We start from the raw sequence: 11,829 nt of genomic DNA on the forward strand, positions 1-11,829 counted from the left end.
GTACTGCGGATTCGCTTTAAGTTTTCCATACCTATCTCTTTAAGATTTAACAAAGACTCGTCGCTGGCTTCTACCAATTCAGACACCGTGAGGTATCCAGCAGCTTTCAATATATCAATTTTGCGCTCTGTGAGTCCATAAGGATATGCGTGAGATTTTTTTAATTTGCTAATATCTTCATTTAATATTAGCATTTCACCATGCTCAGGTAATTCAGGCAATTGAATTTTAAACAATTTACTTGTTTTGTGTAATTCTAAGGGTTCATTTCTCTCATTTTGCTCATTTAACCACCTAGTATAAATTTCATTAGTGACCCGAGCTCCCGTAGTTTTTTCCAACAATGTGCATAGATTCAAGCTATATCTTGTTCCTCGTCCCCTGGATTTCATTGCCCGTGAAACATCTCGAATTGAAATAAATCCAGTATATTCAAGTAGTTCTAACGGCTTTGATAGACGTTGTGCAATTTCTCTTAAAATAAGTACATTCTGCTTATTTTGCTCACCAGCCTGCTGAAATATTGATTCTGCAATCTCCCTTGCAGGATCGAGCATTGGTGCATATATGCCAAGTTTGGGCTTAAGCTCTTCAATCAAGGGCCAATAGTAATTACTTGCAAGGTCTATCAGTGTCTTGGTTATATGGGCTAAACTAATCTTGTGTTCTCCACAGTTTTCCGACAGACTATTCCATGCAAATATAAATCCCCTCATGTTTCCAAGTACAGCCCGTCCCATAAACCCCGCAACATTTTCTAAACCAAATTGACCAGAGAAAGACTCTTCAGGAAGCTGCTGATAAAACCTTTTTCTAATTATCTCGGCAAAGTTAGTATTATAGTCTTTTAGTTCATCATTCCTTGAAACATCGATCACCGTAGCATCATTATATACATCAAACCTTGTTCCAAAATTAGTAACTCCCGGGTAAATAGCAGCTTTACATGATATTGTACTGCTCGATAAAGTCCGAAATATATCGAAAAATTCATGCAGCGGAGCTTCCCGACCAATGTGAGCCGCGTCATCAAATAAAATAACTATCCTTTTCCCAGATGCACTCGATAAACTAGATAATTCTCTCTGAAGTGATGTGATGTTTGGCAAAGCTTCAAAGTCAAAGAGATTACCTGCTTTAATAACTGTCTTATTTACGGCATCAATTATTAGCTGACATAACATTATTTCATACTTCTTACCGTCACTTCTGAGTAATTCAAGATGACGAAGACTGATGTATATGCCAAATGTAGAGCTTAAATTATTTTCAGGATACATTCTTCTTGATGCTTCTATCATAAGCGCACTTTTTCCACTACCACGCGCCCCTTTTAATAACACTGGGCCATGAGCAATCAAATTTGAAATAAAGCGCTGCTCTTGTTTTGAGAAATAATGCAGTTTCTCAAACTCTTCAGGCGAACAATCTTCTGCGGCTAAGATCAGTGATGAATTTTCAGAAATAGCATTAACCATTAGAAAACTCCCATTTCTTGAATTTCTTTATAAGCGGTGATCGCTACTTGAATATCGAGTTTATTCACTGCATGACTGACTACAGAAACAAATAACCCAAGGGTAGCGATATTACGAACTGTTTTCTCTATCAGTTGTTGAGTTGTGTCTCGATCCAAGGCTGAACTTAAAGGAATCACCAGTTCGTGATGTATTCCTTTTGAAAGTTCAGAGTAGAGACTTGAAAAATCATTTAAAGTTTCATTATAGAATCTTTCAAAAGATTTTGTTCTAAGATTGACTATCCATTCATCCCCGCTGACATCTCTGATTGCATCCAACAGCTTATCAAAGTTAGCAGACCATATTAGTGTCTTATAATAATCTCCAAGCAAAGCTCTAGTAGGGTTTTCCAGTGACTTATCCTCCCAAAGATTATTGACCTTTTTCGCTAAAACATCACCTTGCCAATGTATAGACGACTTATTAGGCTTATCTATTTGATAATGGGGGTGCCTTTGATATTCCCTAAGTAGGAGGACTCTAAAAGGATCGAGCCTCGCAATCAGTGCGGTACATCCCAATTCCAGTATACTTCTACCTAAAAATGGGGCAAATAATGAAATTTGGTTATCACTGAGGGATTCTAGTCTTACTAGCTCTTTAACAACATTATCAATTGACGCGGATAAATGACTTAGCACCTCATCAATTTCACCTCCATCAGGAACGACATTTCCACAGAGTAGTTTGGCTAATGCTGACTGATTAGTTACTGACTCATCGACACCTGATTCATTAGAACTCATTTTATTTTACTGTAACCCGATCGACAGCTCCCAAAATTTTCACACGCAATGCGCACCTTACGGCTTGTAGGGTGCGCACCTGAAAAACTACAAATTAAGCTGTTTCGTGCTGTTGCCGCCATGCGGGATGCCACAGCAATTCGGCAGTCGATCGCTTCTCGACCATTTCCTTCGTAATCGTACACTGAGCCACATCCTTGCGAGAAGGCAACTCGTACATCACATCCAGCATCAACTCCTCCAAAATGCTGCGGAGAGCTCTCGCGCCGGTTTTGCGACGGTAGGCCTCCTGGGCGATCGCCCGCAGCGCATCCGGCTCAAATTCCAACTCCACGCTATCCATCTTCAACAGCTTCTGATACTGCTTCACCAGCGCATTCCGGGGCTCAGTCAAAATCTGCATCAAAGCCGCCTCATCCAGCGGCGAAATCACCGTCACCACCGGAATCCGCCCCACAAACTCAGGAATTAAACCAAACTTAACCAAATCATCCGGCTGTACCTGCTGCAAAATATCAGCCGCCCGCTTATCCTTTGCCGGCAAAGTCGAGTTGCTTTCAGTTTCTGTTGGCTGAATAAAGCCCAAAGATTTTTTACCCAAACGCTGTTCTACTATTTTTTCTAAACCGACAAAAGCACCGCCACAAATAAATAGAATCTTGCTCGTGTCAACTTGAATAAAATCTTGGTAAGGATGTTTGCGACCGCCTTGCGGAGGCACATTAACCACCGTTCCTTCCAACATTTTTAGTAGCGCTTGCTGCACTCCTTCTCCCGATACATCCCGCGTGATCGAAGTGTTTTCGCTTTTGCGAGCAATCTTGTCAATTTCATCAATATAAATAATCCCGCGCTGTGCAGATTCCACATCAAAATCTGACATTTGCAACAGCCGCAGCAAAATATTTTCTACATCGTCGCCGACATATCCAGCTTCTGTCAGCGTCGTCGCGTCAGCTACCGCAAAGGGAACTTCGAGCATTTGTGCCAAACTTTGCGCTAACAAGGTTTTGCCGCAACCTGTCGGCCCGACTAGCATGATGTTGGATTTTTGCAGTTCGACATCGCTGTCGGGGGAAGACTTGCCGCTGTCTTTGGCTTGGTCTACGCTCAAGCGCTTGTAATGATTGTAAACTGCTACAGAAAGGACTTTTTTGGCTGAGTGCTGGCCGATGACGTGGTTGTCTAAATGCTGTTTAATTTCTGTGGGTTTGGGAATTTGAGCTAGAACAATTTTCGATTTGCTCGATCGACTCCGCCGGGCCCAGCTATTAACTTGCGGACGTACTCCTGCGACTTACCGCAAAAGGAGCATCTGAGATGGGAGTCATATTTTGACATATTTAGCCTCTTACTTTACGGTTGCGGTTGTTTGTTTTGACTGGGGAAGTTGCAGCGGGCTCGATCGAGTACTCAGCCCTAGAAAGGTTTCCCGATCTGACACCAAAACCAGTCAAGCTTCGCGGACTCTATTTCTAAGTTAACAGTTAGCAAAAACATGGACAAATATCCTGTCATGCTTTTTTAAATTCATTCGGTGTTATCCGAATCGGGCGAACTGCACACCCACTATCCCTATACACAAGTGCTGTTGGGAATACTTTCCTGAGTATGTTATAAGAACCATTTACGTCAGCATTGATTATTGTTCCGTCTGCTGACTTGTAGAGTCCTCTCTTTATCCTACGTCCACTGAACTTGAGTGCTGAGTCCTTCTTTCCATAAGTTGGGATTGGGTCATTATCTAAGAAACTTGATTTGCTAGTGTAGCTTTCTTCGGTGAGAATTACTTTAATTCCAACTAACTCAGCTTTGTAAGTCAGCATCTCCACAAACTTTGCATGAGGAATAGAAACAAATTGTTGATTGTTTCTTCTTCCCAGACTCGACTCCTGCTTCCATAAATCATTCTTACCGATAACCAGCGTTCCTATTTCATTCGGGAGCAGATAATTAATGATTAAGCGAGAAGCCTTATGCAAGTAACCATCAACTTGATTGTTTCTCTTAGCGGATAATTGCTGAATTCGCTTTGATGTTTGAGCTTTACCTTTGAGCAGAGATTGCAGCTTAGCTTTCTGCTTGTTGTAGTGCTGGTTGAGTGCTTTGAGTGGCTTGCCGTTAATCAATAAAGGATTAAACCCTTTCTGATTTGAAGTTACTGCCGCTAAGTTACTGACTCCAATATCAATTGCTGCAATATGCTGGAAGTTTAACTGGTTAAGCTTTGATGCTATTTCATAGACTACCTCGATGACATACTGACCTGATTGCGGGATGATTCTAATCTGTTGAACATTTTGACATTTAGTGGGAAATTCAATGCTTGTCTTGGAAAGCTTTACTAATCCCTTGACTAATGCAGGCTTGCTAATCGCTCCTTTCTCATAGACAACGCAGAAACGTCCTTTGAGCTTATCTTTGTACTTCGGCAATTTAGGTTTGCCCAAAAACTTGCCTGGATTTTGTTTCCATTCCTTCATAGCCTCAAAAAATGACTTCCAGTTTCGATGCAGACTAATCAGGACTTGATTGCTGACTTTGGCAGGAAGCGCCTTGTAGGATTCATGAGATTTAACTTCATGATAGATTTGGCAATTATCAAGATAAGTATTCTCTAAAACAAAAGACTGCCTCACTAAGTAATTACAATAGTTGTAGAGATTTTTGGAACGCCATGCTAAATCGTCGCACTCCTTAGAGAAACTGTGACTTTTATCAATAATGTGACGCTCTACCAATCTCATTCTTCTTCTCCTTTGCTAGCTGAACTCGACTGCAACTCTAAAATTCACTTCTCGGTTTTCCTTGCCGATCGCCCTCGCTCTGACCAGATTTCCACCATCTGCGAGCAGTATTATAGGAAACTCCTGCTTTCTTGGCATAGTCCGACCGCTTCATACCCCTATATTACCTTAGTCCTTGGGAATAATAAAAAATTCTGACGAAGGCAAGGCCTTCTACATAAGTCCCGAAAGCAAGCCTTCTGCCGAAACCAAACTGGCTTACCATTTTTTGTATTCCAAAAATTTTCCCGACATAATTATTTTCACTCGATCGCCTTTTGGGTCTATTTCTTTCTCGACATCCAAACTAAAGTCGATCGCGCTCATAATCCCGTCACCAAATTTTTCGTGGATCACTGCTTTGAGCGGCATCCCGTACACCTGCATAATTTCATAGAAGCGATAAATCAACGGGTCAACCGGAACTGCTGCATCCAAAGAACCTTTTAACGGAGGTTCGCAGAGCACCGCAGCCGTCTCGCCATCCAATCCCAAAGCCGAGACAATTTTTTCGGCTTCATCCAACGATGCGGTAGCTTGACGGTAAAAAACCGCCGCAATCCAAACTTCGTCGCGACCCAAAACTTTTTCCAACTCGGCAAAACTAATTCCCTTAGCTTTTTTAGCAGCCAAAAGCTTTTCTGTAATTTCTGAAGTTGCCATTAAATATTCTCCAACTCACTGCTGTACCAGATATGAAATATCTCTCACATTTTGGTGATTTTGTCAATGGCAACTCGATCGAAAAAACAGAAGCGATCGATCGCAGAGCTTCAGCAAAACCAGGTCTCATCAACCTTGACAAGCGAATTTCGACCTGTGGTACCCGCCACGTGATTTATCCGTGGAATCAATCCCAAATCGAAAATCGAAAATCCTCTCTTCCCCCGAATTTAGTATAGAAGATTTGAGATTGGGAATAATTGATGACTACCAGGGTTTAGAGCTGGTCTACAGTTGGATGATTTATTTCAAATTGCCTCGCAACAGATCAATCCCCAAAAACACTCCTAACTGCCCTCTGACAATGATACAGTTGGCAGTATATCCAGTGCAAGTTACACAAACAAAGGCAAACGGCCCAGTTTGGATCGTGCCAGCGTGCCCCCCGCCCAAACACGGATAGAATTCCCCGACAGGAGTCGCCAGTCGCCCCAAATTTTAGAATCAGGTTCCTCTGCTCCCAGATTCATCTGTGGAGTATTGACACTCCCCGGCGTGAACGCACGGGGATTCTTGGATCAATCAGTCAACTTGCTCGTTGATGCCACCACCAACGAGTAGAGGTCGGTCTGTCCCCAAGCGTTAATTCCGGTGTGCCCCACCGTATTTAAAATAATTCCTGATTGCTTTAATCCCTTCGCTAGGATATTCAAAGCTGCATTATGGTCGCGGTCTAACACCGTGCCACACAGGCAAATATGAGTTCTGACGGATAGCGACTTCTGGACACGATTTCCACAACTTGAGCAATCTTGGGAAGTGTACCCAGGTGCTACAGCAACTACTGTTTTACCATACACTTTTCCAAAGTATTGCAAATAATGATCAAGTCTGTGACCACGCTGCATCGCTAATTCCCAACGCAAGTTTATGGTTTTTCACCATATTTCTCACCTGAAGGTCTTCGTAAGCTACGAAATCGCTAGATTTCACCACGTACAACGCCGTCTTAATGGCGAAGTCTTTGCGCTGCCTACTAACTTTCAAGTGTTTTCTACCTAGCTTATTGATTGCTTTCTTTCGATTACCAGAACCTTTCTTTTTCCGTGAAACTCGTTTCTGCAACCGCTTTAAAGCTTTTTCACTTTTACGAAGATGCCGAGGATTTGTCATGGTCTCCCCACTACTATCGGTATAGAAATGGTTTAATCCCACATCTATCCCAATAGCTTTACCAGTCGGAATCACTGATTCTGTCCGCTCTACATTTATACAAAACTGAGTGTAGTAACCATCGGCACGACGAATTACCCTAACTCGTTTGATTTCCTTGGGTGAGTAGAAATGCAAGTCTCGACTACCGAGCAACCTGAATGTTCCCGCAGCAAAACCGTCCGTAAAAGTCAGACATCTTTTATCGGTAGAAAGCTTCCAACCTGATGTCTTATACTCTACGGAACGAGTGTGCTTTTTGAATTGCGGATATCCCTTTTTTCCTGGCTTCTTAGCTTTACAATTAGAGAAGAAACGTTGAATAGCAAAAATGGCACGTTGGGCCATCGCTTGACGCGCCATTGAGTTAAGTTTTCCTGCCCATTCAAACTCTTTCGCCATGATGGCGCATTGTTTGTAGAGGTCAAGTAGTTTGACTCCCTGATTGTCGATCCAATATCTAAGAGCTTTGTTTCGGACAAACTGAGCTGTGCGGATCATCTCGTCGATGACTCGGTATTGCTGTGGGTTGCCTTTCAACCTAAACTCTAGTACAATCATGGAACTATTTTATCATGTTTATAAACTATTGTGAGTATAAATAAACTGATTTATGAATCTTTACACCCGCAATTAAAGCCGTCCTATAAGGACGGGGCTTTAGACCCAATCTTTTGGTAAATCTCTCATTCTTCAATTTTTAAATCTAACATAGACTGACTCTCCATCCTCGCTCCCGCAGCCAAAGCCCCTTTACCGTTCATAACCGACAAGTGACAAAAGTATGGATATTGAGACCAAAGATTACAGCATTGAGTACGATCGCGCTACCCAAACAGTTACCTGCTGCGGCTCGTTTCGCATCAGCCAGATGGAAGAATACGCGCCGATCGTCGATCTGCTCAACGAAGTGACGGACTCCTCGCCTAATATGATTACTCTAGACTTGCGAAAACTAGAATTTTTAAATAGTTCAGGAATTAACATTATATCAAAATTTGTGATCAAAGTGCGCCAGCTAAAAAATATTCAAATCAGCATACAAGGCTCAAAACAGATACCATGGCAGGGAAAATCGCTCAAGAACTTGCAGCGGCTGATGCCTTCCTTACACTTAGAATTGGATTATTGACACTCCCCGGCCGTACCGCGGGATTCTTTAATCTACGATGTAGCTTGCTCGAGCAGGATTTCTCCAACAAGAGTAGAGGCTTCATCTCCTAAAGCGTTGCTTGCATCAAGTGCAAAGGTTCCGGTATGCCCTACCGTACCTAATCCTCGACTCAGGATGATTCTAGCTGCGTTTTCGTCTCTATCCATTACACAACCGCACTTACAGACGTGCGTCCTAGTAGATAGCGTTTTCTTCACAATTACACCGCAAAGGGAGCATTCTTGGCTGGTATATTGCGGACTTACCGCCACCGTTACCCTCTCAAATACTTTGCCAAAGTATTCAAGCCAGACACGAAATTGATACCAAGATGCGTCGTTAATAGACTTAGCCAGACAGTGATTCTTCACCATGTTTTTGATTCTCAAATCTGCCTTCGGCACGGCGAAGCGCCTACGTAAGCTATCAAGTCGTTGGACTGAACTACGCACCGCGCTAACTTTACAGCGTGGTCTTTACGTTGCCTACTTATTTTGAGGTGTCGCTTACCTAGAATCTGTCTAGCCTTGCCTCTATTTTTTGAATCTTTTGCCTTTCTAGAGACACGTCGCCCTGAACGTTTAAGAACTTTTTCACTCCGGAGGAGGAACTTAGGATTTCCAACCATCAATCCGTTAGAGTCGGTGTAGTATTCCTTTAAACCAACGTCTAGACCTATGGTATTTCCGGTTGGTTTTGTATTCTCCGTTCGGTTAAAATCAATACAGAACTGAACGTATATACCATCCGCCCTTTTTACCAATCTCACCCGTTTAATCTGGCTAATTTGATAGAAGTTTAGATCCCGCGTCCCTTTCATTTTTAACCTTCCAATTCCTTTTTTGTCACTAAAAGTTATGGATTTTCTGTCCGAAGCAAGTTGCCAACCAGATGTCTTGTATTCAACAGAACGACAATCTTTCTGAAATTGTGGAAACCCTTTTTTACCCGTAACTTTCCGTTTACAGTTATCGTAGAATCGGGAGATAGAAGACCATGCTCTCTCTGCGCTAGCTTGTCTAGCCATTGAGTTGAGTTCTGAAGCAAATGGGAATTCTTTAGCCAGTACAGCGCAGTATTTTTGTAGATAGTTCTGACCAACCTTTTGATTATCCATCCAATAGCGTATACAACTATTGCGAATGAATTTGGCAGTACGAATTGCTTCATCTACTGCCGCGAACTGACTGGATTTCCCATATGTTTTGAACTCAAAAACTAGCATTGTCTTACCTCCTATCTTATATTACACTTGCCTATATAAGATTTTCCGCAAGTTCACAAAACTTTGTAAAGCCGTCAAGCTTATGACGGGGCTTTAAACCCAGATTTTCGGTAAATCGCACAAGGTAAAGGTGTTCACCTATCCCGCCTTGGGGAACCAGGATGAGAGCACCTGAAGTTAATGCGAATAAGTCATAGTTAAGTTAGCACCAAACTGTAAAAAACTTCCCTCTCAGACTAAAAATTACCAATTTTCAATTGCTATGCAGGAAGAACCATCGAGAGAACAGCTACTTTTGGACGTTCAGCGACTGAGTGCGGAACTAGAAAACTTGAAACGCGAAAAGTCCGATCTAGAAATCTTGCTGGAGACTACTACCCAACATTCGGATACGATGGAAGCTCACTTGCTCTCTCAAGCTCAGTTGGCCGTGCGCGAAAGCGAACAGCAGTTTCGGGCGATCGCCTCGGCAACTCCCGTTCCGGTATTGGTTTCTCGTCTCTCGGACGGCTTGATTTTGTATGCAAACGCTCAATTGGCTTCTCTGCTAAACATACCCCTAGAAGAATTGATCGGCTGCTGTACCCCAGACTTTTACCTCAACCCCGCCGATCGCCCAAAGGTACTCGAAGCCCTCGCCCAAGACGGATACCTGCAAAACTACGAACTCCACTGCAAAAAATCAGACGGAACCCCTTTCTGGGCAATTCTCTCGGTTCAGTCCCTCCAGTTTAAGAGTCAGCCGACGGCATTGTGCGCCTTGTACGATCTCACTCAGCGCAAGCAAGCAGAAAACATTCTCCAAGAGAGCGAAAAGCGGCTCCGGCGGCAGAGTCTGGCCCTGTTGCAGCTAGGGCGGCAGAGGACTCTCAACAGCGGTGCGCTGACTGTGGGAATTCGCGAAATTACTGAGGCTGCTGCGCGCACTTTGGAGGTGGAAAAAGTCAGCGTCTGGCTTTACAACCACGACAGATTGGGAACTGGCTACCCGATCGATCCTCAGCTAAATTTTACCCACAGAGCGATCGCCCGCAACCAAAAAGAATCTCTCGATACAGAGGCGGCCCCCCGAAACGATAACGAGTCAGTCAATCATTCTCAATTTAAAATCCCCAACCTCAAATTAGTTTGTCTCGACTTGTACGATCGCACTCACGAGCATCATTTGAGCCGCCAGTGCATATCAGCAAGCGATTTAAAATTTTCAATTTTAGATATAGAAAACGACGCGCCGGGCGAAAATCTAGCTGAAGACAATGGTTTAGAACCGGCGCCGCACACTCAAAACTCGATCGAAACAAACTTGTGCCACTTATCATCGATCGCCGAACATTCCGGTGTGCTGCCGAATAAGAGCAAGCCAAATTCATCGATCTTAAATGTAGCAATTAGGCTCGGCGGCCAGATCGTGGGCATCCTCTCTCTAGAACATATCGGCGCGCCCCGCCAGTGGGCTCTGGAAGAGCGCACCTTCGCCGATTCTTTAGCAAATTTAGTCGCGCTGGCGATCGAAGGATTTGAACGCCAGCGAGCTCAGGAAGCACTCTCCAAAGCCAAAGCGCAGCTAGAAATGACCGTCGATCAGCGCACCGCTCAAATCACCGCCACCAATCAACTGCTCCGCAGCGAAATTGCCGATCGTAAAAGAGCCGAAATCGCCTTGCAAGAAGCCTTACACAAAGCAGAAGCAGCTTCCAGAGCTAAAAGCACTTTTTTAGCCAATATGAGCCACGAACTGCGAACGCCGCTCAACGCCATTATCGGTTACAGCGAAATGCTAGAAGAAGAAGCACTGGACTCCGGACTCGATGACTTCATCCCCGATACCCAAAAAATTCGTAACGCCGGCAAACACTTGCTGACTTTAATTAACGATATTCTCGACCTTTCTAAGATAGAAGCCGGTCGGATGGAGGTTTACTTAGAAGAATTTGACCTCGGCAATTTAATAGAAGAAGTTGTTGCAACTTTGCACCCTTTAGTTGAAAAAAATCACAATCAATTAGAAGTTTCTTGCTCTCCAAATTTGGGAGTAATGTATGCAGATTTAACTAAAGTCAGGCAAATTTTGTTTAATTTGCTCTCAAATGCCCTCAAGTTTACCGAAGGTGGAACGGTGCTGCTGGGCGCCACTCGCGAGCCAGCAGGCGATAGCGATTGGGTTTATTTGCAGGTATCTGATACGGGGATTGGAATGTCTGAACAACAGCAGCAGGGTTTGTTTCAACCTTTTATGCAAGGGGATGCTTCGACTACTCGCAAGTACGGAGGCACTGGTTTGGGATTGGCGATTAGCCGCTTGTTTTGCCAGATGATGGGCGGCGATATCACTCTTGAGAGTCAGTTAGGTGTTGGCTCTACTTTTATTGTTCAATTAAAGGTCAAAGTTGATAGTTGACAGTTGACAGTTGACAGTTGACAGTTGTCAGTTGACAGTTGACAGTTGACAGTTGTCAGTTGACAGTTGACAGTTGACAGTTGACAGTTGACAGTTGACAGTTGACAGTTGTCATTGGTCATAAGG

Annotated in this window: 7 protein-coding genes and 3 pseudogenes; 3 read left to right on the plus strand and 7 right to left on the minus strand. The window is 43.5% G+C overall.

Going from position 1 to position 11,829, the window contains the following annotated elements:
- The 5 genes and pseudogenes from JGK20_RS16510 to cynS form a co-directional block, all read right to left on the minus strand.
- A partial coding sequence (locus JGK20_RS16510; RefSeq protein ID WP_293231411.1) for a hypothetical protein occupies nucleotides 1-1,478 on the minus strand: 1,478 nt, incomplete at its 3' end.
- Nucleotides 1,478-2,266 carry a hypothetical protein gene (locus tag JGK20_RS16515; RefSeq protein ID WP_293204955.1) on the minus strand — a complete coding sequence of 263 codons (789 nt, stop codon included), beginning with the start codon at nucleotides 2,264-2,266 and terminating at the stop codon, nucleotides 1,478-1,480. The genes JGK20_RS16515 and JGK20_RS16510, both read right to left, overlap by 1 nt.
- Nucleotides 2,267-2,360: 94 nt before the next feature.
- Nucleotides 2,361-3,607, minus strand: a pseudogene (gene clpX / locus JGK20_RS16520) (ATP-dependent protease ATP-binding subunit ClpX).
- 173 nt (nucleotides 3,608-3,780) lie between these two features.
- Nucleotides 3,781-5,013 (minus strand): transposase, encoded by a 1,233-nt coding sequence (locus JGK20_RS16525; protein WP_293181255.1) that lies wholly within the window; start codon nucleotides 5,011-5,013, stop codon nucleotides 3,781-3,783.
- A 258-nt stretch (nucleotides 5,014-5,271) separates the two neighbouring features.
- On the minus strand, nucleotides 5,272-5,715 hold the full coding sequence (gene cynS, locus JGK20_RS16530) for a cyanase (RefSeq protein ID WP_293181252.1): 444 nt from the start codon (nucleotides 5,713-5,715) through the stop codon (nucleotides 5,272-5,274).
- A gap of 32 nt (nucleotides 5,716-5,747) precedes the next feature.
- Between cynS and JGK20_RS16535 the strand changes: the two genes are divergently transcribed.
- On the plus strand, nucleotides 5,748-5,954 hold the full coding sequence (locus tag JGK20_RS16535; protein ID WP_293231414.1) for a hypothetical protein: 207 nt from the start codon (nucleotides 5,748-5,750) through the stop codon (nucleotides 5,952-5,954).
- A 339-nt stretch (nucleotides 5,955-6,293) separates the two neighbouring features.
- On the opposite strand, the pseudogene JGK20_RS16540 reads toward JGK20_RS16535, so the two are convergent.
- Nucleotides 6,294-7,488 (minus strand): annotated as a pseudogene (locus tag JGK20_RS16540) (transposase).
- Nucleotides 7,489-7,711: 223 nt separating this feature from the next.
- Between JGK20_RS16540 and JGK20_RS16545 the strand changes: the two are divergent.
- Entirely contained in the window at nucleotides 7,712-8,059 is a 348-nt protein-coding gene (locus tag JGK20_RS16545; protein ID WP_293181249.1) for a hypothetical protein, read from the plus strand.
- 32 nt (nucleotides 8,060-8,091) lie between these two features.
- Here JGK20_RS16545 and JGK20_RS16550 read toward each other — a convergent pair.
- Nucleotides 8,092-9,305, minus strand: a pseudogene (locus JGK20_RS16550) (transposase).
- A 262-nt stretch (nucleotides 9,306-9,567) separates the two neighbouring features.
- Between JGK20_RS16550 and JGK20_RS16555 the strand changes: the two are divergent.
- Complete coding sequence (locus JGK20_RS16555) at nucleotides 9,568-11,703, plus strand: ATP-binding protein (protein WP_293192290.1); 2,136 nt, start codon at nucleotides 9,568-9,570, stop codon at nucleotides 11,701-11,703.
- The last annotated feature ends 126 nt before the right edge of the window (nucleotides 11,704-11,829 follow it).

The sequence above is a fragment of the Microcoleus sp. PH2017_05_CCC_O_A genome, from assembly GCF_020738785.1.
Classification (GTDB): Bacteria; Cyanobacteriota; Cyanobacteriia; order Cyanobacteriales; family Microcoleaceae; genus Microcoleus.